We start from the raw sequence: 19,320 nt of genomic DNA, 5'->3' as shown, positions 1-19,320 counted from the left end.
CCTGGCGTCAGCCGAAGGGCTTGGTGCCGCAGAGCATCTCGCGCTTCCCGGCAAATCCTTTCCGGCGCTCCAGCTCAAAACCGGCGGCGATGAGGTTGCGGCGAACGAATCCGGCGGCGGCATAGGTGGCGAATGTGCCTCCCGGCGTCGTCTTTGCGAAAAGCGCCTGCATGATCTCCAGCGACCACATGTCCGGATTGCGCGCGGGTGCGAAGCCATCGAGAAACCAGGCGTCGAAACTTTCCGCGCTTGCGGAAATGCCGGCGAGCGCCTCGCCGCAAACCACCGTCAGCTGCGTTTCGTCATCGAGCTGGATCTCGACCCGGCCTTTCGGCTCGGCAGGCCAGAGGGCGGTGAGCGCCTTGCGTTCGGCATCCACTTCCGGCCAGCGGGAAAGCGCCCGGTCGATTTCCTCCGCCTTCATCGGGTAGAGTTCGAAGGAGATGAAATGCAGCCTGGAGCGGCCGTTGCGGGCCTCTTTCCATTGGCGCCATGTCTCGCAGAGGTTAAGCCCGGTGCCGAAGCCGAGTTCGCCGATGCGGAAGACACCCTCCCGTTCGAGCCAACGTTCTGGCAGGCCGTTTCCGGAGAGGAACACATGGCCGCATTCCAGCCTGCCGTCCGTCTGGCAATAAAAATGGTCGTCAAAGGCCAGTGAATAGGGCATATCCCCGTCACGCCAGTCGAGCGCCGTGGGGGTTTCTCCGGCCGGTGAGCCGGTCGCAGCGCCAGTTTCTGGGCCAGTATCTGTGCCAGTATCTGTGCCAGTATCTGTGAAAGTGTCGTTGGAATGTTTCATGGCTAAAGCCGATAATCCCGCTTTCGAACAGGGTCAATCTCCAAGATTGCCGGCTTCCGTGCCGCTCCTCATCGTCGGCGGCGGCATCATGGGGCTGTGGGCCGCCGTCAAGGCGGAAAGGCTCGGCATCGATACATTGCTGGTGGAGGCGGGTCGCCCCGGCGGCGGCGCCAGCGGCGGGCTGCTGGGCGCGTTGATGCCGCATATGCCGGATCGCTGGTCGGACAAGAAGCAGTTCCAGTTCGATGCCCTCGTTGCGCTGGAAAAAGAGATCGCCGGGCTGGAAGCGGAGACCGGGCTTTCCGCCGGCTACCGCCGCTCAGGCCGGATCATTCCACTGCCGAAGCCGCATCTGCGCGCCATTGCCGAGCGGCATGAACTGGATGCGCTGGAGAACTGGGTGTCGGGTGAGCGCCGGTTCCATTGGCATGTCGGCGACAGCCCTTCGGTTGCGGGCTGGGTGGATGACGCGGCGGGTGAGGCGGGTTTCGTGTTCGATACGCTGGCGGCGCGGGTCTCGCCGCGTGCGATGATCGCCCTTCTTTCGGCTTTTCTTGGCAAGACGCGGCATGTGCGGCTGGCGCAGGGTTGCCGCGTCCTTTCGCTTGACGCTGAAGCCGGGCGGGCGGTGCTGTCGTCGGGCGACGAGGTCTCTTTCGGCCATGTCATCGTTGCCAACGGACATGATTCTTTCCCCTTGATCCGCGATGCTCTCGGTCTGGAGGCGGGCGTTACGCTCGGGCAGGCGGTGAAGGGACAGGCAGCGCTTCTCGACGCGGCGGCCGACCCGGCGATGCCGGTCGTGTTTCTGAACGGTCTTTATATCGTGCCGCATGAAGACGGCACCGTTGCGATCGGCAGTACCAGCGAAGATTGTTTTTCCGATCCCTTAAGTACCGATGAAAAGCTTGAAAAACTGCTTGCCGACGCGTCTGCCGTTGTTCCCTCGCTTACCGGCGCGCCGGTGCTGGAACGCTGGGCCGGGCTGCGGCCGAAGGCGGTGGGGAGGGACCCGATGGTGGGCGCGATCCCCGGCCATCCGAGGATCGTTGCGCTGACCGGCGGCTTCAAGGTCAGCTTCGGTCTTGCACATTTTCTTGCCGATGCGGCATTGCAGACCGTGTGTGGTCACACGCCTGTCATCCCCTCGGGCTTTCACCTTCAAGAACACGTGAGTATTGCCGTCGCGGACTTTAGAAAGTTCTGATCAGGCCGCCCACGTCGTTAATCTGTCACGCAAATCACTTATCTGCTGGCCTGCAAAGAGGCCGGTTTGTCCGCATTTGCGGCGAGGTGACAGCGCATGCGATACGCCATTCATTTCACGCCTTCCCCCAATGACCCCCTGACGCAGGCGGCCGCCGCGTGGTTGGGGCGCGATGTCTATTCCGGTCAGGCGGTGGAGCCTCCCGGCACGATCGACCTCGGCATGCAGGAGATTTCCTACCATACGGCCCTGCCGCGCCGGTATGGTTTCCATGGCACGATCAAGGCTCCTTTCCGCCTTGCCGAAGGCCATTCCGAAGCAGCGCTTTTGCGGGACCTGATGTATTTTTCCGGCAGGCAGGATCCTTTCACGTTGCCACAACTGGTGGTGGCAAGGCACGATAATGTCTTCAGTCTTGTTCCCGAGCGTCCCTGCGAAGTGCTGCATTTTTTTGCCGCCCGCGTGGTGCAGGAATTCGACCGCTACCGTGCGCCGCTTTCCGAGGCGGAAATCGAGCGGGCGGATCCGGACCGGCTTTCGGCCTCACAGCTCACCAATCTGCATCGCTGGGGCAGCCCGCATGTGATGGACGAGTTCCGGTTCCAGATGTCGCTGACGGGCGGTGTGGAAGCTTCCAGCAGCCAGAGGATCGAACGGGCCGTGCGCAAGGTTTTCGAGCCGTTGCTGACCCGGTCCCTGCAATTCTCCAGCCTTGCGCTCTTCATCGAGGATGAACCGGGCGCGCCTTTCCGCGTACACTCGCTTCACCCCATGGGCCGCGTTTCCGCCCGGAAGATTGCCTGAAGAGCACATTGCGGTAATCGTATACAAAAAAGCATCGGAATGTCGGCAAGATTGATCTCGACATTCCGGATGCGGATGCTACCGTTCGGATATCGCATATCTGAAGCGTCTGTTGTGCCCTTTCCGGGTCGTCGCGTTTTGGAGGTCTGTTTTATGTCTCCCTAATCGGTTTCCGCTTTGGGAGAGATGTTCTGGGTGGCTGCATGATTTCCGAAAATTACTCCCGTAATCTGGTGGGCTACGGCCGCAATGTTCCCGATCCGAAATGGCCGGGCGGTGCGCGCATCGCCGTGCAGTTCGTCATCAATTACGAGGAGGGCGGCGAGAGCTGCATTCTCGATAATGACAAGGCGTCGGAATCGCTGCTGTCGGAAATCGTCGGTGCGCAGCCCTGGCCCGGCCAGCGCAACCTGAACATGGAATCGATCTATGAATATGGCTCGCGCGCCGGCTTCTGGCGGCTGTGGCGCATGTTCACCGGTCTCGGCGTCACCACCACCGTTTATGGCGTGACGGCAGCCATGGCCCGCAACCCCGAAGCCGTTGCGGCGATGAAGGAAGCGGGATGGGAAATCGCCAGCCACGGTTACCGCTGGCTGGAATACAAGGATTTTTCCGAAGAGGAAGAGCGCAAGCATATAGTCGAGGCCGTGCGTCTGCACACGGAGGTTACCGGCGAGCGTCCCTATGGCATGTATCAGGGCAAGCCCTCGGACAACACGCTGCGTCTTGTCATGGAAGATGGCGGTTTCCTCTATTCGTCGGACTCCTATGCCGACGATCTGCCATATTGGGTGAAGGGCGTGAAGGACGAGCCTTTCCTGATCATTCCCTATACGCTTGAAACCAACGATATGCGTTTCGCCACGCCGCAGGGTTTCAATTCCGGCGACCAGTTCTTCACTTATCTGAAAGATGCTTTCGACGTGCTTTATCAGGAAGGTATTGAAGGCGCGCCGAAGATGATGAGCGTCGGCCTGCATTGCCGTCTTGTCGGCCGCCCCGGCCGTGCGGCGGCGCTTCGCCGTTTCATCGAATATGTGCTCGGCCACGAGAAAGTGTGGATCCCGCAGCGCATCGAGATCGCCCGTCACTGGCACGAACATCATAAGCCGGAGGCGCTCTGATGGTGACCCGTGAGGAATTTGTCGCCCGCTTCGGCGGCGTGTTTGAACATTCGTCCTTCATCGCCGAACGGGCCTACGATGCCGGCGGAGCGGGCCTGGAACTGACGGCGAAGGCGGTTCATGCCGCGCTTTGTGCGCAGTTTCGCGCCGCTTCCGAGGCGGAAAGGCTCGGCGTGTTGCGGGCGCATCCCGATCTGGCCGGCAAGCTGGCGATCGCGGGCGAGTTGACAGCCGACAGCCGCAACGAACAGGCCGGTGCGGGGCTGGACCGTCTTACCCCGGAAGAACATGCCCGTTTTACCGAATTGAACAGCGCCTATACCGAAAAATTCGGCTTTCCCTTCATCATCGCGGTCAAGGGGCTGAACAGGCACGATATTCTCTCGGCGTTCGAGACACGTATCGGCAATGATGCGGCCGAAGAATTTGAGACTGCGACGGCGCAGGTGGAAAAGATCGCCTGGCTGCGTCTTTCCGCGATGCTGCCGGAAGGCTGAATTGGCGAGTTGGGGTCGTTCTGTTAGAATCGCGCTGACTGGAGATGGAGATCATGAGACCTTCCGAGGTGCTGGAAAAGAACAGGGAAGCGATCCGCGAAGCGACGAAGCGCTTCAACGCGGCGAACCCGCGCGTGTTCGGCTCCGTCGCCCGCGGTGAGGACCGGCCGGACAGCGATCTCGATATTCTGGTGGATGCATTGCCGGGTGCCACCTTGTTTGATCTGGGCGGCTTGTTGGAAGAGCTATCAGCCATCATGCGCGGCACAGAAATTCATCTATTGACGCCAGGGGATTTTCCCGAGCGTGTTCGTGTGAAGGTTCTGCAGGAAGCGAAGCCCGTATGAGCGCCGAGCGACTGCATGTTTATCTTCAGGACATCAGACAGATTGCTTCGGAAACCATCGACTTCGTTCGATTGAAGACAAAGGACGAATTTCTGGCTGACCTGGTCCGTCAACGGGCGGTGGCGATGAACCTTCTGATTATCGGCGAAACGACGGCGCGGATAATGGACGAGTTTCCGGCTTTCGTGGCGGATTTTCCGGATATCCCGTGGGTCAAGATGCGCGGCATGCGGAACAGGATCGCGTACGGATATCTGAGCATCAATCTGGAAACCGTTTGGGATACGACACAGACGGCTATACCGGATCTTCTGGACAGACTCTTACTTCTGCAAAACTGGCATGCCCAAGGTGAATGACATTTGACTGATTTTCTCGACATAGAACCTCTCACCAAAGAGGCTTTCGCATCCTTCGGCGATGTGATCGAAATCACGCCTTCCTCCATGCGGGCCATCAATGGCGGCCAGACCGAACGGCATCATGCGCTTGCCGCACCCGAGGCGGCGGGCGAGGGCGCACGCATCATCCTCAACATCTTCCGGGGGCAGCCGCGGGTGTTCCCGCATAACATCGAGATGATGGAGCGGCATCCGCTCGGCAGCCAGAGTTTTTCGCCGCTGTCCAGCAGGCCTTTCCTCGTCGTCGTTGCGGAAGATGACGGAGGCCGTCCGGCGCGGCCGCAGGTGTTTCTGGCGCGGGGCGATCAGGGCGTGAATTACCGCCGCAATGTCTGGCATTATCCGCTGATGCCGTTGCAGGCGGTTTCGGATTTTCTGGTTGCCGACCGCGAGGGACCGGGCAACAATCTGGAAGAGTATTTTTTCGATAAGCCCTATATGATCGCGGAGCCCAGCCTATGACCGGTTTGACAACCCATGTCCTCGATGCCGCCCATGGCACACCCGCCGAAGGGCTGGTGATCGAGCTTTACCGGCTCTCCGGTGATCGCCGCGAGAAGCTGAAGACGGTGAAGACCAATAACGACGGCCGTGTCGATGGCGGGCCGCTGCTTGTCGGCGACAGTTTCAAGGCCGGCGAATATGAACTGCTTTTCCATGCCGGTGATTATCTGCGCGGCAAGGGCATCGCGCTTCCGGAGCCGGCCTTTCTCGATATTATCCCGATCCGTTTCGGCATTGCCGATGAGAGCGGCCATTACCATGTGCCGCTTTTGCTTTCGCCCTATAGCTATTCGACCTATCGAGGAAGCTGATCGCCATGATCTTTGCCGCCATTGCCGATATTCACGGAAACTGCGCCGCACTCGAAGCCGTGCTGGAGGATATCGCCAGGCTTGGCATCAAGGATATCGTCAATCTCGGTGATTGTTTCAGCGGTCCGCTGGAAGCGGGATTTACCGGCGATGTGCTTGTTGGCAACTGGATACCCAGCATTCGCGGCAATCATGATCGCGAGCTGATCGAGCGCGCGCCGGAGGAGATGGGGAGCTGGGAAAGGCCAGCGCACGCGCAGCTGAGCCCAGCCCATATGGACTGGCTGCAAACGCTGCCGTTCAGCATGGTGTTCAAGGACGTCGCCTATTGCTGCCACGGCTCACCGCGCGGCGATCTGGAATATTGGCTCGAGACGCTTTCGCCGGAAGGCGTTTTGAAATTGCGGCCGCTCGCCGAAATCGAAGCCATGGCTGATGGTATCACCCAGCCGCTGATGCTGTGCGGCCACACGCATATTCCCCGTGCCGTGCAGCTTTCCGATGGCCGGCTGATCGTCAATCCCGGCAGCGTCGGCTGCCCCGGCTGGAAGGACGACACGCCTTTCGACCATCACGTCGAGGCCGGTCATCCGCTCGCCACCTATGCCGTGCTGGAAGAGACCGGGCGCGGTTGGCAGGTCTATTTCCGGAATATCCGTTACGACAATCTGGCCATGTCCGAAATGGCGCGGGTCAACGGCATTCCCTATCTGGCTGATGCACTGGAGAACGGCTGGCTGAAGCGCTAGGCATCACCCCTCGCTGGTCATCACCACGCAGGCGTAGGATTGCGCCTTCAGTTCCTTGCAGGCGGAAACGGCCGAAGACTGATCTTCGAAGCCGGTGAACCGGGCGCGGTAGAGCGTCGCCGATCCGCTTTGTACTGCTTCGGTATAGGGAGCGATCCCGGCATAGCTGCCGATGTTGGAACGGGCATTGGCGAGCAGCGAGCGTGCGGCGGCTTCGCTGTCGGTTGCGGCAATCTGCACTTCCCAGCGGCTTCTCTGGCCCGTGGGCTGGCCAATGGCAGCGGCGGGTGCGGGTTTCGGAATGGCGGAGACCTGGATCATGTCGGCCATCTGGTTGTTGGCCGTGGCGATCTGCATGGCGACCGGGTCGGAGCGGCGTTCGGCGAACATGGGGAGCGGCACGGCTGCGGGCGGCACATCGAAGGTGCGGCTGACACTGGCGCTGGCGACGAGCTGTTCGGTATTGCGGCTTCTCGATGCCTGCGGCACGGCCTTGTCGAGAAGGGCGGCCATCTGCGCATCGCGACTGCGCGCGGTCTTGCCGCCCAGCACGACGCCGACGACGCGGCGGCCATTGTGATTGATGGCGCTGACGAGGTTGAAACCTGATGCATTGGTATAACCGGTCTTGATGCCGTCCATGCCCTGATAACGATACATCAGATTGTTGTGGCCACGGATGCGTTTTCCCCGGAAACTGAAGGATTCCATGGCGAAGAGGCCGTATTCCTTGGGAAAGTCGCGCTGCAGCGCAAGGCCGAGCTTGGCCATGTCGCGCGCAGTCGTCACCTGCGATTTGCTGGGCAGGCCGGAGGCGTTGCGGAACACCGTCTTCGTCATGCCGAGCTGGCGGGCCTTGCGGGTCATCATCTCGGCGAACCGCGCTTCGGAGCCGCCGAGGTGATCGCCCATACCTTCGGCCATGTCATTGGCGGATTTGACGATCATACCATAAACGGCCTCGCGCACGGTGAAGGTCTTGCCCTGTCGCACATAGAGCTTCGAGGGGATAACGGCTGCACCATTCTTGGACATCGTTATCTTCTGGTCCCAGCGAAGCCGCCCGGCGTGCAGCGCCTCGAAGGTCATGTAAAGCGTCATCATCTTGGTGAGTGATGCCGGGTGGTTCAGCACATCGGCATTGCGGGCGGCCAGAACCTTGCCGGTATTGGCGTCCATGATGAAATGGGCATAGCCGGCCTGCGCAGGCGATGCCTGCAATGAGAGGATCGCGCAAAAGAAGGTGAGTGCGAAGACCCATGCACCCGCCATTCCCCGTTTGACCGTTCCCGACATAATCCACCCCTTTTGTTCGATCGCCGCAATGAGCGAAGTTCTACTGACACTTTCCGGCAACAAAACCGCTAAAACTTTAGAGATCGCTTTCATGCTTAATTAAGTATGAAATTCAACCCGATGGCTGCCCTCACAATTTTCTTGAAAAGAAACCAACCATCCGGTATGTTTATCGCCATGACAAATGCACATGAACGCAAAAAGCAGCCTGAGATCGTGCGCCGCAATCTTCTCGATTGCGCGGCGAAACTTGCTGCTGACCAAGGTGTTGCGGCGCTTTCCGTGCAGGCGGTGGCGGACGCGGCGGGGGTGACGAAGGGTGGGCTGTTTCACCATTTCGCCTCCAAGCAGGCGTTGCTGGAAGCTGTCATGGCGGACCTTCTTTCGGCGCTGGATGCGGAAATCGACGTGCTCATCTCACAGGATCGTGAAGCCCATGGATGCTTCACCCGGGCCTATGTGAACGCGGTTTTTGCCGATCGCGACCGGGAATCGGGCAGGCAGTGGGCTGCGCTATCGGTATCGATGGTCGGTGAACCGTCGCTTCGGCGCATGTGGACCAGCTGGTACGAAGGACGTCTCATCCGTCACAAGGAAACGGATGAGGGGGTGGTATTGGAGCTCGTAAGGCTTGCAGCTGACGGCATCTGGTTTGCCGATCTTCTGGCCGATGACGGCAGGGCAGGTGGCGACAGGGCGGCTCTCAAGGCCCGGATGATCGCCCAGACGAAGAAGGAAATGGAACGATGAACGCGGCAATCTTCACCTATGGGGCGCTCGTCGCGGCCATTGTCTGCGAGGTCATCGCCACCTCTTTCCTGCAGCAGTCGCAGCAATTCACCCGGTTGCTGCCGACAGTGCTGATGGCGCTGTTTTACGGTGCGGCCTTTTATCTGCTGTCATTCACGCTGCGGGCGCTGCCGGTCGGTGTGGCCTATGCGATCTGGAGCGGGCTCGGCATCGTGCTGATTTCCGGCATCGGGTATTTTGTTTTCCGCCAGACGCTTGATCTCGCCGCCGTGGTCGGCCTCGGCTTCATCATCACCGGCGTGGTGATTGTGAATGTGTTTTCGAAGACGGTGGGGCATTGAGGGTGGTTATTTGCATGTGGGATTGGTGACAGAGGGCGATATACACACTCCGTCACCCCGGACTTGATCCGGGGTCCAGTGCGGTCAAGTCCTTGATCGCGAAAGGCTGATTTCTCACGGCGCAGACGCGCCGTGGCTGGATGCCGGATCAAGTCCGGCATGACGGAAGAGAGACTACCGCCCTCTGTCGCCATCACGCCAGAATACTGCGATCCACATCCGTAATCAGCCGCTTGCCGCAAAGCGCCATGCTGACATCCATCTCCTTGCGGATGATCTCGAGCGCTGTCGTCACGCCCTGTTTGCCATCGGCACCGAGGCCATAAAGGAAAGGCCGGCCGATATAAGTGCCCCTGGCGCCGAGCGCGACCGCTTTCAGCACATCCTGACCCGAGCGGATGCCGCCATCAATATGCACCTCGACCTTATCGCCGACGGCGTCGACGATCTTCGGCAGCATGGCGATGGAGGAGTGTGCGCCGTCGAGCTGGCGGCCGCCATGGTTGGAGACGATGATGGCGTCGGCGCCGGTATCGAGTGAGGCGCGCGCATCTTCCTCGTCAAGAATGCCCTTGAGGATCAGCTTGCCGCCCCAGCGCTGCTTGATCAATTCGACATCCTTCCAGGACAGGCGCGGATCGAACTGTTCCGCCGTCCAGGAGGAGAGCGATGACAGGTCGGAGACATTCTTGGCGTGGCCGACGATGTTGCCGAAGCTGCGGCGCTTGGTGCGCAGCATGTCCATGCACCATTTCGGCCGCGTCGCCATCTGCCAGATGTGTTTCGGGGTGAATTTCGGCGGGGCGGACAGGCCGTTGCGCAGATCCTTATGGCGCTGGCCAAGCACTTGCAGGTCGAGGGTCAGCACCAGCGCAGAGCATCCGGCGGCCTTGGCGCGGTCGATCAGATTGTTGACGAAGTCACGATCCTTCATCACGTAAAGCTGAAACCAGAAGGGTTTCGAGGTGACCGAGGCGACATCCTCTATGGAGCAGATGCTCATGGTGGAGAGCGTGAAGGGCACGCCGAATTCCTCCGCCGCTTGTGCGGCCAGCATTTCGCCATCGGCATGCTGCATGCCCGTGAGGCCGGTGGGGGAGAGTGCTACCGGCATGGACACCTTCTGGCCGACCATTTCGGTCGCCAGCGACCGGTCGGTCATATCCACCAGCACGCGCTGGCGCAGCTTTATCTTAGAAAAATCCTCCTCATTGGCGCGGTAGGTGCCTTCCGTCCAAGCGCCGCTATCGGCGTAATCGAAAAACATTTTTGGCACACGGCGCTGAGCCTGTTGCTTCAGGTCCGCTATGGTCAGGATTTTGCCCATGGATAAAGCCTTCACATTTGAATGATGGCTTCACATAACATGAATGGGATGGCTGCAACATCAAAATCGACGGGGTTGATCACCAGAAAGCCCGTAAAAACAGTTCGGCTCCCAATAAAAGCAGGCAGATGAGGAACCAGCGCCGGAATGTCGCAGGGCTGACGATGTTACGGATCTTCTGGCCAAGCCACATGCCGAGAAGTGCCGGCAGGATGGCGAGCGCGGACAGCGACAGATGCTCGACATGGAAGGCGCCCTGCGAGGCGAGGCCTGTGGCGAGTGCGATGGTGGAAACGGTGAAGGAAAGGCCGAGCGCCTGCACCAGATCATCGCGGCTGAAGCCGAGCGACTGGATATAGGGCACGGCGGGAACAACAAAAATGCCGGTGCCGCCGGTCAGCAGGCCGGTCGCCAGTCCAATGGTGGGGGAGAGCTTCGGCTCCAGCCTCGCAGGAATGGCGAAGGGCTTTGCGAAAAGGCTGTAGGCCGCATAAGCCGCAAGGCACAGGCCGAGCGCCGACGTGGTCCAGATGCCGGCGCCTGCCGTCATCAGCCGGACGCTGAGAAGCGTGCCGGCGGCGATGGCGATCATCATCGGCCAGAGCCGCGCCACGATAGCCCTGAAATCCGGGCCGGCCAGCAATTGCCAGATATTGGTGATGAAGGAAGGGAGGATGAGCAGCCCTGCGGCAACAACCGGCGGCATGAAGAGGCCGAGCACGCCCATGGCGACGGTGGGCAGCCCCATGCCGGTGACGCCCTTGACGATGCCTGCGACGGTGAAGGTGGCAAAAACCATCAGCATGGTGGTTGTGTCTAAATCCGGCACGGGCGCACTCCAGAGGTCATTCGCATTTTGGCCGGGGGTGCCAGCCAGACATAGAAAGCGAGCGGGTGCGGCACGGTTTCTTCTCCCCGCCGGGGAGAAGGTGGCCCGAAGGGTCGGATGAGGGGGCGACGTTGCCGTATCTCACCACCCTTGCCCCCTCATCCCGCTGCCGCGGACTTCTCCCCGGCGGGGAGAAGAAAGACGCGGCACCCGCTCGATTCAATATGTGACTGTGTAAATGAGTTTGTGGCTAAGTGCTTCGGCCCAAGCCGAACTATGCAAGCGTGCTTTTCATCGCCTTGCCGGCCACGTAGGTTTCGACGACGGTGCGGTCGTCGCCCATGGTGAGCATCAGGAACAGTTCTTCCGTCAGGCTTTTCACTACTTCCATCTTCAGCGCCATGGCGGGGGTGGAAGAGGCGTTGAGCACCGTGATGTCGGCGTCCGTGCCGGCTTCCAGGGTGCCGATGCGGTCGACCATGGAAAGCGCCTCGGCATTGCCGCGGGTCATCAGATACCAGCTTTCCAGCGGGTTCAGGCGCTCGCCCAGCAATTGCTGGATCTTGTAGGCCTCATCCATGGTGCGTAGCATGGAATAGCTCGATCCGCCGCCGATATCGGTCGCAACGGCGATCCGCACCGGCTTTTCGCGACGCTGCAGCTCCTTCATCGGGAACAGGCCGGAGCCGATGAAGAGGTTCGAGGTGGGGCAATGCACGGCCACCGCGCCGGTTTCCGACAGCACATCCGCTTCGCGCTCTGAGAGGTGGATGGCGTGGCCGAGCAGGGTCTTTTTGCCCATCAGGCCGTAACGCACATAGATATCGGTATAGTCGGTCGCTTCGGGGTAGAGTTCGCAGGTATATTTGATCTCGTCCAGATTTTCGGAGAGATGCGTCTGGATGAAGAGATCGGGAAATTCCTGCGCCAGCGCCTGGGCGGCTTCCATCTGCTTCGGCGTGGAGGTGATGGCGAAGCGAGGGGTGATGGCGACGTGGTTGCGGCCCTTGCCGTGCCAGTCGGCGATCACTTGCCGGGTCTCGTCGTAGGAGGTCTCGGGCGTGTCCAGCAGGCCCTGCGGGGCGTTGCGGTCCATCATCACCTTGCCGCCAACCATCAGCATGTCGCGCTTCATGGCTTCGGCAAAAAAGGCGTCGGCGGAGGTTTTGTGCACGGAGCAATAGGCGGCGGCAGTGGTGGTGCCGTGGCGCAGGAGTTCGTCGTAAAAATGCGTGGCGATGCGCTGGGCATGCGCGGTTTCAACGAAACGGCATTCTTCCGGGAAGGTATAGGTGTTCAGCCATTCCAGCAGATTGGCAGCGTATGAGCCGATGACCTGCATTTGCGGAAAATGCAGGTGCATGTCGATAAGGCCGGGCACGATGAGATGCGGCCGGTGATCCTTTTCCTCGATGTCATCAGGCGCTTGGCTGCGAATATCGGCATAATCGCCGATGGCGGCAATCTTGCCGTTTTCGAGAAGCAGGCCGCCATCTTCGATATAGAGATAGCTTTGCGTATCGTCGATCGAGAGCGGCGCGCGGCGGAAGCTCAGCAGGCGGCCACGCAGCAGAACCATGCTCATTCAGTCTTTCCTTCGGCTTTTCCTGTCCCGGACACCGCGCTTTCATACCAGGCGGTCAGCACCTTGCGCTCATCCGGGGTGATGGCTGTGATGTTGCCGGGAGGCATGGCATGGCTGCGCCCGGCTTGCAAATAGATTTCACGCGCGTGGGCGGCGATCTGTTCGTCGGTTTCGAGCTTCACGGATTTGGGTGTGAAGGGCACGCCTTCCCACACCGGCTCGGCCGCATGACACATGGAACAGCGGCCCTGAACCACATCACGCGCCTTGGCGAAATGGGCGTCGCTGACGAATTGCTGCTGCATCGGCGAAAGCGTGGCGGCCTTCTGTTCCTCCTCGCCGGTCAGCACTTTCGGCACGGTGGAAAGCCACATGATGACGATGAAGATCAGCGCAGTCAGCAGCCAGGTCCAGGTCGGTTTGCCCTTGCGGGCGTGGGTGGTGTTGAACCAGTGGCGGATGGTGACGCCCATCAGGAAGACGAGTGCGGCGATGATCCAGTTGAACTGCGTGGCAAAAGCCAGCGGATAATGGTTCGACAGCATGAAGAAGATGACGGGCAGCGTCAGATAGTTGTTGTGCAGCGAGCGCTGCTTGGCGATGCGGCCATATTTCGGGTCCGGCGTGCGCCCGGCGATCAGGTCGGCAACCACGATCTTCTGGTTCGGAATGATGATGAAAAACACGTTCGCCGACATGATGGTGGCGGTAAATGCGCCGAGATGCAGGAAGGCGGCGCGGCCGGTGAAGACCTGCGTATAACCCCAGGCCATCGCCACCAGCGCGACATAGAGCACGATCATCAGGCCCCAGGTATTGTTGCCGAGCGGCGATTTGCAGAGGAAATCGTAAAACAGCCAGCCGATGGCAAGCGAAGCGAGCGAAAGACAGATGGCCTGGAACTGGGTGAGCGCCAGCACGGAATGGTCGATGAGGAAAAGATCGGCGCCACCGTAATAAACGATGCAGAGCATGGCGAAGCCGGAAAGCCAGGTGACGTAGCTTTCCCATTTGAACCATGTCAGGTGCTCGGGCATCTGGGCGGGGGCGACCAGATATTTCTGGATGTGATAGAAACCGCCGCCATGTACCTGCCATTCCTCGCCATAGGCCCCCGGCGGCAGATGCGGCCGTTTGACCAGCCCGAGATCGAGCGCGATGAAATAAAAGGATGAGCCGATCCAGGCGATGGCGGTGATGACGTGGAGCCAGCGGACGGCAAAGGCCATCCATTCCCACGCAATGGCGTATTCGTACATTCGGTTCCCCTGATCCTTGTGCAGCGCACCTTGCGAGAAATTTGACCGTTAGGAAAGTGAAAAGCAAAGGTTGGAACATGATTGTTCACAATCCGATGCCTTTGTGTCCGCAATCTTGTTTCGGTTCGCCCATGCACGCGGGGTGACCCGGTAAAGTTGCAGCCGCTCATTCCTGTCGCAGTTTGTGCTTAGCTGGCTAACGCGACTCAGCTATTATCCTTTGTGCAGTCTGCCGATGTGCTAAAATATAAGGCTGCGGAGCCCTCGGGCGCGCTTCGTCGGAAATCCATTCCGGTTTTACGCCGATGCGCAGGGCTTCAATGACATGTTTCGCTGGCGGTTCTTCCGAAAGCGGGCGCTGCGAACCCTGGGCGGGGCAGATCAGGGGGCAGGTATCGCAGTTCCCGGTGCCGTTGTGTCCGGGTGGGTGTTGATGTGAAATTTGAATAAAGGGACGCAATGATCTTCCGGCGGCCGCCGTTGTTTCAACGGAGACCATGCCGATGCGCCTTGTTCTGACGGTCCTGTTCCTGCTTTTGGCATTCAGCGCCACCGCGCTTGCGCATGAATCCCACAAGGGGTTCAAATATGAAAGCTACTGCTGCAATGGTGACGCCGAAACCGGCGACTGCCAGATGATTCCCACGCGAAGTGTTCGTGTGACGCCTGACGGTTACGAGGTCTCGCTCGCACCCGGCGATCACCGCATGGTCACCCGACGCCACGTTTTCAGCTGGTCGCAGCGCGAGGCAAGACGATCAGAAGATGGCGAATATCACCTCTGCCTGTTTCCGGATGAGGATACGCCGCGCTGTTTTTATGCGCCGGATATGGGATTTTGATGTGGTTTCTGCGGGCGGCATTCTTCGGTCCGCTTCAGTATCCAGTCGCGAAACAGCCTTATCTTGCGAATGTTCCTACGGTTTTCAGGGTAGACCAGCCAATAGTTCTTTCCTTCGCTGCTGAGGTGCTCGAAGGGTTGATAAAGTCGACCGAGGGCAATCTCATCGGCGTAGAGTTCAGGGGTGAGCATGGCCACGCCCTGGCTGGCGATTGCCGCGGCGGCTTCGAAGGCCTGCACATTGAGGCGGCTGCGGGGATAACGGTCGAGGCCGGGATTTTCGACGCCCACTTCCTGAAACCACTGGCTCCACCAGACATCGCCGGGATCGATAATGCGCAGGCGCAGCAGGTCTTCCGGTTTTTGCAATCCGCCGATGCTTTCGGCAAGGCTCGGATGCAGCATCGGCGTATAAACACCGCGCAGCAGTTGATGGTAGATCAGCCCTTTGCCGTTATCTTTGCTCCAGCGAATGGCGACATCGCAGTCTGACTGGGAAAAATCGATCAATGTGCTTGATGTGTCGAGCCGCACGGCGATTGATGGGTGTTCCAGCTGGAAAGCACCCAGATGCCGCGAAAGCCAGCGCGACGCAAAAGTCGCGGTGGAATGGATTGTCAGGGTCGTGTCGGAGGTGTCGCGAACATTATCGACGGCCTCCCGCAAAGTGTTGAAGGCTTCCGCAACCTTCGGCGCCAGTTTCTGCCCGGCCTCGGTCAGCACAACCTGCCGCGCTTTTCTGATGAAGAGCGGCTCGCCAACATTCTCCTCCAGCAGTTTCACCTGATAGCTGACCGCCGTCTGCGTCATGCCCAGTTCCTCACCGGCCTTGGTGAAGCTCAGATGCCTTGCTGCGGCTTCGAACACGCGCAGGGCATTCAGGGGGAACTGGCGGGACATTTTCATGGACAAGTTCTCTTTATGCCATCTGCCAAAGGTTTCATTGGTTTTTATTCGGAAAACAGAGCATTTTTAGCTCAATTCATCAACTGAGCTTCTGACATTTTTGAATGGAGACGAACATGCGCACAGCACTTTTGCGCGCGTGGTCCCGCCTGCGTGCGGGTCTGCGGACAGCGGAACGGTTTACCCTTGAAAGCCTTGCGCCAGACAATCTGGCGGATGAAAGTCTGCCGGATGGGCTCAGGCGTGATCTTGGTCTTGAGGATGGCCGCGTTGATTTTCGTTGCGACGGGTTTCGGCAGCGGAAAATGCTTGCAGTAACTCGGCTGCCACAAGGGCCGCTATGATTGCAGGCCGCTTGTCCCTGACGCCATTGCCACCGATGGGCAGGACGAGTTTTTCAAGGCGGGAAGGGGGTTCTCCCTCCCGCTCCAGCCAATGGGCTAAGGTGGCGCGTTTGGTTTTCGAGCCGATCATGCCAACATAAGCGAGATCGTCGCGGGCAAGCGCTTCCTTTGCAATCAGGAAATCGAGTGCGTGATCGTGGGTGACGATGATCGCAGCGCCGTTTGCGGGAATTTTCGCGATCAGCGCTTCCGGCATGGGGGTCAGCACGGATACGACACCGGCTGAAAGATCGCGCAACTCGTTTTCACGGGTTTCCACCACGGTCAGTGTCAAAGGCAGAGGCGACAGAGCATCTGTCAGCGCCTTGCCGACATGGCCCGCCCCGAAAATGAAGACGGCCGGCTGCTGCTCGGTTTCAGCCTTAAGCCTTGCCTCGAGTGCTGCCGTGATGTCCGGCGTTACTAGCCGGAAGCGGAGCAGGGTGCGGCCGCCGCAGCATTGGCCGATTTCGGGGCCGAGCGGAATATCCATGCCGTCTTCGGTCGTACCGTTCTTCAACATGGCACGGGCATGGTCTATCGCCATATATTCGAACTGCCCGCCGCCGATGGTCTCCCACAGCGCCTTCCGGCTTACCAGCATGAAGGTTCCCGCCTCGCGCGGCGATGACCCTTTCACGGCCTCGATTTCCACGAGGATTGCAGGTCCGGAGCTGCCGAGGAAGCGGGAGAGGGACGTCATTATGTCTCCCCTCACACCTTTTTCAGCCGTTCCACCGCCATCAGCACCCGTTCGGGCGTTGCCGGCGCGTCAAGCCGCGGGCAGACCTTGTAATCGGCGACGGAGGCGACGGCCATGGAGAGCGCTTCGAGAACCGAGATCGCCAGCATAAAGGGCGGTTCGCCCACGGCCTTGGAGCGGCCGATGGTGGGTTCGGCATTTTCCGACCATTCCGCCAGCTTGACGTTAAAGCTCTTCGGCCGGTCGGAGGCGAGCGGGATCTTGTAGGTCGAGGGAGCGTGGGTGCGCAGCCGCCCCTTGCCGTCCCACCATAATTCCTCGGTCGTCAGCCAGCCCATGCCCTGCACGAAGGCGCCTTCTATCTGGCCGATATCAATGGCCGGGTTCAGCGACTTGCCGACATCGTGGAGAATATCGGCGCGTTCCATCATATATTCGCCGGTCAGCGTATCGATCGACACTTCGGAACACGCTGCGCCATAGGCGAAATAATAAAACGGCGTACCGCGACCGGCGGCGCGATCCCAGTGGATTTTCGGGGTCTTGTAAAAACCGGCGGCGGAAAGCTGCACCCGGGCGAAATAGGCCTTCTTGATGAAGTCGTTGAAGGCGATTTCCTCAAGCCCGATCCGCACCCGGTTCGGCAGGAAGACGACCTCTTCTTCCGGGACGTTCCAGTTCTCGGCAGCGAATTTGATCAGCCGCTCGCGGATCTGGCGGGCGGCGTCATAGGCGGCCATGCCGTTGAGATCGGAGCCGGAGGAGGCGGCGGTGGCGGAGGTATTCGGCACCTTGCCTGTTGTCGTCGCTGTTATCTTTACCCGGCCGATATCCACCTGGAAGGCATCGGCCACCACCTGCGCCACCTTGGTATAAAGGCCCTGGCCCATTTCCGTGCCGCCATGGTTCAGATGGATGGAGCCGTCATTGTAAATATGCACCAGCGCACCGGCCTGATTGAAGGCGGTCATGGTGAAGGAGATGCCGAATTTGACAGGGGTCAGCGCGATACCCTTGCGGATGATCGGGCTCGTCCTGTTGAACTCGACGATTGCCTGCCGGCGCGCACGGTATTCGCTGGAAGCTTCCAGTTCCTCGACGATGCGGGCGATGATGTTGTCTTCGACCTCCTGATGATAGGGCGTCGTGGTGCGCTCGGAGCCGGTCTCTCCGTAGAAATTCAGCTTGCGGATATCGAGCGGGTCCTTGCCGACGGCATAGGCGATTTCCTCGATGAAACGTTCCGCCCCCAGCATGCCCTGCGGGCCGCCGAAACCACGAAAGGCGGTGTTGGAAACCGTATGGGTTTTCAGCGGCCGGGACGTCAGATGCACATGCGGATAGAAATAGCTGGAGTCGGCATGGAAGAGCGCGCGGTCGGTTACCGGGCCTGACAGATCGGAGGAAAAACCGCAGCGTGCGGCATAGGTGGCGTCGACGGCGTGGATGCGGCCTTCCTCATCGAAGCCCAGTTCGTAATCGACGCGGAAATCATGGCGCTTGCCGGTCGCCGTCATGTCCTCGTCGCGATCGGGGCGAATTTTAACGGCTCGGTTCAGCCTCTTGGCGGCAATGGCGCAGAGGGCGGCAAACTGGTTGCCCTGCGTTTCCTTGCCGCCGAAGCCGCCGCCCATGCGGCGCACCTGCACCGTGACGGCGTTGGACGGCACCTGAAGGATGTGGCTGACGATGTGCTGGATTTCGCTGGGATGCTGGGTGGAGCTCCACAGCGTTACCTCGTCATCCTCACCGGGCACGGCCATGGCAATGTGGCTTTCGAGATAAAAATGCTCCTGCCCGCCGATCCGCATCGTGCCGGTGAGGCGGCGGGGCGCCACATCCATTTCCAGCTTGGCATCGCCGCGCGTCAGCGTCATCGGATCGATGACGAGCGCGCCGCCATTTTCAATCGCCGTGTCGATATCGGTGAAATGCGGCAGGTCCTTATAGGTGATCTTCGCCTTGCGGGCGGCCTTTCTGGCGATATCGCGGGTCTCGGCGAAGACTGCGAAAATCGGCTGGCCGTGGAACTCCACCTTTGTTTCGGCCAGCAGCGGTTCGTCGTGACGGCCGCCGGAAGATATATCGTTTTCGCCGGGCACATCCTTGCCAACCATCACCCAGAGCACACCCGGTGTGGCTTCTACCTCTGACAGGTCCATGGAGACGATTTCAGCATGCGCGCGGTCGGAAAGGCCGAGCGCGCCGTGAACGAGGCCGGCGGGTTCGGGAATATCATCGATATATTCGGCGCTGCCGGTCACATGCTTATGCGCGGAATCGTGCCGGAGCGAGGCATGCATCGGGCCGTCGATTTCGGTCTTCGTCTTGTCGAAGCTTGTGGTGTCCATGGT

21 protein-coding genes are annotated in these 19,320 nt (G+C 60.0%); 12 read left to right on the top strand and 9 right to left on the bottom strand.

Annotation, left to right across the window (positions count from 1 at the left end; translation table 11 throughout):
• Nucleotides 1-7 precede the first annotated feature (7 nt).
• Nucleotides 8-799 (bottom strand): tRNA (5-methylaminomethyl-2-thiouridine)(34)-methyltransferase MnmC2, encoded by a 792-nt coding sequence (gene mnmC2, locus QRN60_RS11495; RefSeq protein ID WP_129564939.1) that lies wholly within the window; start codon nt 797-799, stop codon nt 8-10.
• Between mnmC2 and QRN60_RS11490 the strand changes: the two genes are divergently transcribed.
• The 9 genes from QRN60_RS11490 to QRN60_RS11450 all read left to right on the top strand — a co-directional run bounded on the left by QRN60_RS11490 (nt 798) and on the right by QRN60_RS11450 (nt 6,746).
• The gene (locus tag QRN60_RS11490; RefSeq protein WP_129564938.1) at nt 798-2,006 is read left to right on the top strand and encodes an NAD(P)/FAD-dependent oxidoreductase; all 1,209 of its coding nucleotides are present in this window, start codon (nt 798-800) and stop codon (nt 2,004-2,006) included. The two genes, mnmC2 and QRN60_RS11490, sit on opposite strands and share 2 nt — an antisense overlap.
• Before the next feature lie 96 nt (nt 2,007-2,102).
• Entirely contained in the window at nt 2,103-2,810 is a 708-nt protein-coding gene (locus tag QRN60_RS11485; protein ID WP_080866361.1) for a DUF1045 domain-containing protein, read from the top strand.
• A gap of 203 nt (nt 2,811-3,013) precedes the next feature.
• Nucleotides 3,014-3,937, top strand: a complete 924-nt coding sequence (puuE, locus tag QRN60_RS11480) for an allantoinase PuuE (protein WP_111834848.1) — start codon at nt 3,014-3,016, stop codon at nt 3,935-3,937.
• Nucleotides 3,937-4,434 (top strand): 2-oxo-4-hydroxy-4-carboxy-5-ureidoimidazoline decarboxylase, encoded by a 498-nt coding sequence (uraD, locus tag QRN60_RS11475; protein WP_003509512.1) that lies wholly within the window; start codon nt 3,937-3,939, stop codon nt 4,432-4,434. The genes puuE and uraD overlap by 1 nt, the downstream gene beginning before the upstream one ends.
• A gap of 53 nt (nt 4,435-4,487) precedes the next feature.
• Complete coding sequence (locus QRN60_RS11470; RefSeq protein ID WP_003509513.1) at nt 4,488-4,781, top strand: nucleotidyltransferase family protein; 294 nt, start codon at nt 4,488-4,490, stop codon at nt 4,779-4,781.
• The gene (locus QRN60_RS11465) at nt 4,778-5,140 is read left to right on the top strand and encodes a HepT-like ribonuclease domain-containing protein (protein WP_112293581.1); all 363 of its coding nucleotides are present in this window, start codon (nt 4,778-4,780) and stop codon (nt 5,138-5,140) included. The genes QRN60_RS11470 and QRN60_RS11465 overlap by 4 nt, the downstream gene beginning before the upstream one ends.
• 3 nt (nt 5,141-5,143) lie before the next feature.
• A complete protein-coding gene (locus QRN60_RS11460) occupies nt 5,144-5,644 on the top strand; it encodes an ureidoglycolate lyase (RefSeq protein WP_129564937.1) in 501 nt (166 codons plus the stop codon).
• Complete coding sequence (gene uraH, locus QRN60_RS11455; RefSeq protein ID WP_112293578.1) at nt 5,641-5,997, top strand: hydroxyisourate hydrolase; 357 nt, start codon at nt 5,641-5,643, stop codon at nt 5,995-5,997. Before QRN60_RS11460 ends, uraH begins: the two co-directional genes overlap by 4 nt.
• A 5-nt stretch (nt 5,998-6,002) precedes the next feature.
• On the top strand, nt 6,003-6,746 hold the full coding sequence (locus tag QRN60_RS11450) for a metallophosphoesterase family protein (protein ID WP_060725201.1): 744 nt from the start codon (nt 6,003-6,005) through the stop codon (nt 6,744-6,746).
• 3 nt (nt 6,747-6,749) lie between these two features.
• Here the strand turns inward: QRN60_RS11450 and QRN60_RS11445 are convergent, their stop codons facing one another.
• Entirely contained in the window at nt 6,750-8,018 is a 1,269-nt protein-coding gene (locus QRN60_RS11445) for a D-alanyl-D-alanine carboxypeptidase (protein ID WP_162692610.1), read from the bottom strand.
• Nucleotides 8,019-8,207: 189 nt separating this feature from the next.
• On the opposite strand from QRN60_RS11445, the gene QRN60_RS11440 reads away from it, so the two are divergent.
• Together QRN60_RS11440 and QRN60_RS11435 are read left to right on the top strand one after the other, a co-directional pair.
• On the top strand, nt 8,208-8,792 hold the full coding sequence (locus QRN60_RS11440; RefSeq protein ID WP_035213485.1) for a TetR/AcrR family transcriptional regulator: 585 nt from the start codon (nt 8,208-8,210) through the stop codon (nt 8,790-8,792).
• On the top strand, nt 8,789-9,133 hold the full coding sequence (locus tag QRN60_RS11435; RefSeq protein ID WP_003509523.1) for a DMT family transporter: 345 nt from the start codon (nt 8,789-8,791) through the stop codon (nt 9,131-9,133). The genes QRN60_RS11440 and QRN60_RS11435 overlap by 4 nt, the downstream gene beginning before the upstream one ends.
• Nucleotides 9,134-9,326: 193 nt before the next feature.
• On the opposite strand, the gene QRN60_RS11430 is transcribed toward QRN60_RS11435, so the two are convergent.
• The 4 genes from QRN60_RS11430 to puuD form a co-directional block, all read right to left on the bottom strand.
• Nucleotides 9,327-10,460 (bottom strand): alpha-hydroxy acid oxidase, encoded by a 1,134-nt coding sequence (locus QRN60_RS11430; protein WP_165000641.1) that lies wholly within the window; start codon nt 10,458-10,460, stop codon nt 9,327-9,329.
• A gap of 79 nt (nt 10,461-10,539) precedes the next feature.
• On the bottom strand, nt 10,540-11,259 hold the full coding sequence (locus tag QRN60_RS11425) for a sulfite exporter TauE/SafE family protein (protein ID WP_129564951.1): 720 nt from the start codon (nt 11,257-11,259) through the stop codon (nt 10,540-10,542).
• A gap of 304 nt (nt 11,260-11,563) precedes the next feature.
• Nucleotides 11,564-12,874, bottom strand: coding sequence for a guanine deaminase (guaD, locus tag QRN60_RS11420; protein ID WP_112355877.1), 1,311 nt, complete (start codon nt 12,872-12,874; stop codon nt 11,564-11,566).
• Nucleotides 12,871-14,133: a urate hydroxylase PuuD gene (gene puuD / locus QRN60_RS11415; protein WP_003510343.1), complete on the bottom strand. Its 1,263-nt coding sequence runs from the start codon at nt 14,131-14,133 to the stop codon at nt 12,871-12,873. Before puuD ends, guaD begins: the two co-directional genes overlap by 4 nt.
• 503 nt (nt 14,134-14,636) lie before the next feature.
• Here puuD and QRN60_RS11410 point away from each other — a divergent pair.
• Entirely contained in the window at nt 14,637-14,975 is a 339-nt protein-coding gene (locus tag QRN60_RS11410) for a hypothetical protein (protein ID WP_003510346.1), read from the top strand.
• Here the strand turns inward: QRN60_RS11410 and QRN60_RS11405 are convergent.
• From QRN60_RS11405 to xdhB, 3 genes are all read right to left on the bottom strand, one after another.
• Nucleotides 14,951-15,880 carry a LysR substrate-binding domain-containing protein gene (locus QRN60_RS11405; protein WP_080866357.1) on the bottom strand — a complete coding sequence of 310 codons (930 nt, stop codon included), beginning with the start codon at nt 15,878-15,880 and terminating at the stop codon, nt 14,951-14,953. The genes QRN60_RS11410 and QRN60_RS11405 overlap by 25 nt on opposite strands.
• A 237-nt stretch (nt 15,881-16,117) precedes the next feature.
• Nucleotides 16,118-16,966 carry a xanthine dehydrogenase accessory protein XdhC gene (gene xdhC / locus QRN60_RS11400; protein WP_129564935.1) on the bottom strand — a complete coding sequence of 283 codons (849 nt, stop codon included), beginning with the start codon at nt 16,964-16,966 and terminating at the stop codon, nt 16,118-16,120.
• Between the two features lie 11 nt (nt 16,967-16,977).
• Nucleotides 16,978-19,317, bottom strand: a complete 2,340-nt coding sequence (gene xdhB / locus QRN60_RS11395) for a xanthine dehydrogenase molybdopterin binding subunit (protein WP_165001875.1) — start codon at nt 19,315-19,317, stop codon at nt 16,978-16,980.
• Nucleotides 19,318-19,320 lie beyond the last annotated feature (3 nt).

It is taken from the genome of Agrobacterium sp. CFBP2214 (genome assembly GCF_030209895.1).
GTDB classification, from domain to species: domain Bacteria; phylum Pseudomonadota; class Alphaproteobacteria; order Rhizobiales; family Rhizobiaceae; genus Agrobacterium; species Agrobacterium radiobacter.
The sequence above is the reverse complement of the archived record's forward strand: the minus strand, read 5'-3'. Positions and strand labels throughout refer to the sequence as shown.

Bases quoted from the DNA above. Each gene is read 5' to 3' on its own strand.
- QRN60_RS11490 (WP_129564938.1), top strand. From the start codon at position 798: ATGGCTAAAGCCGATAATCCCGCTTTCGAACAGGGTCAATCTCCAAGA.
- mnmC2 (WP_129564939.1), bottom strand. From the start codon at position 799: ATGAAACATTCCAACGACACTTTCACAGATACTGGCACAGATACTGGC.
- QRN60_RS11485 (WP_080866361.1), top strand. From the start codon at position 2,103: ATGCGATACGCCATTCATTTCACGCCTTCCCCCAATGACCCCCTGACG.
- puuE (WP_111834848.1), top strand. From the start codon at position 3,014: ATGATTTCCGAAAATTACTCCCGTAATCTGGTGGGCTACGGCCGCAAT.
- uraD (WP_003509512.1), top strand. From the start codon at position 3,937: ATGGTGACCCGTGAGGAATTTGTCGCCCGCTTCGGCGGCGTGTTTGAA.
- QRN60_RS11470 (WP_003509513.1), top strand. From the start codon at position 4,488: ATGAGACCTTCCGAGGTGCTGGAAAAGAACAGGGAAGCGATCCGCGAA.
- QRN60_RS11465 (WP_112293581.1), top strand. From the start codon at position 4,778: ATGAGCGCCGAGCGACTGCATGTTTATCTTCAGGACATCAGACAGATT.
- uraH (WP_112293578.1), top strand. From the start codon at position 5,641: ATGACCGGTTTGACAACCCATGTCCTCGATGCCGCCCATGGCACACCC.
- QRN60_RS11450 (WP_060725201.1), top strand. From the start codon at position 6,003: ATGATCTTTGCCGCCATTGCCGATATTCACGGAAACTGCGCCGCACTC.
- QRN60_RS11445 (WP_162692610.1), bottom strand. From the start codon at position 8,018: ATGGCGGGTGCATGGGTCTTCGCACTCACCTTCTTTTGCGCGATCCTC.
- QRN60_RS11440 (WP_035213485.1), top strand. From the start codon at position 8,208: ATGTTTATCGCCATGACAAATGCACATGAACGCAAAAAGCAGCCTGAG.
- QRN60_RS11435 (WP_003509523.1), top strand. From the start codon at position 8,789: ATGAACGCGGCAATCTTCACCTATGGGGCGCTCGTCGCGGCCATTGTC.
- QRN60_RS11430 (WP_165000641.1), bottom strand. From the start codon at position 10,460: ATGGGCAAAATCCTGACCATAGCGGACCTGAAGCAACAGGCTCAGCGC.
- QRN60_RS11425 (WP_129564951.1), bottom strand. From the start codon at position 11,259: ATGGTTTTTGCCACCTTCACCGTCGCAGGCATCGTCAAGGGCGTCACC.
- guaD (WP_112355877.1), bottom strand. From the start codon at position 12,874: ATGAGCATGGTTCTGCTGCGTGGCCGCCTGCTGAGCTTCCGCCGCGCG.
- puuD (WP_003510343.1), bottom strand. From the start codon at position 14,133: ATGTACGAATACGCCATTGCGTGGGAATGGATGGCCTTTGCCGTCCGC.
- QRN60_RS11410 (WP_003510346.1), top strand. From the start codon at position 14,637: ATGCGCCTTGTTCTGACGGTCCTGTTCCTGCTTTTGGCATTCAGCGCC.
- QRN60_RS11405 (WP_080866357.1), bottom strand. From the start codon at position 15,880: ATGAAAATGTCCCGCCAGTTCCCCCTGAATGCCCTGCGCGTGTTCGAA.
- xdhC (WP_129564935.1), bottom strand. From the start codon at position 16,966: ATGACGTCCCTCTCCCGCTTCCTCGGCAGCTCCGGACCTGCAATCCTC.
- xdhB (WP_165001875.1), bottom strand. From the start codon at position 19,317: ATGGACACCACAAGCTTCGACAAGACGAAGACCGAAATCGACGGCCCG.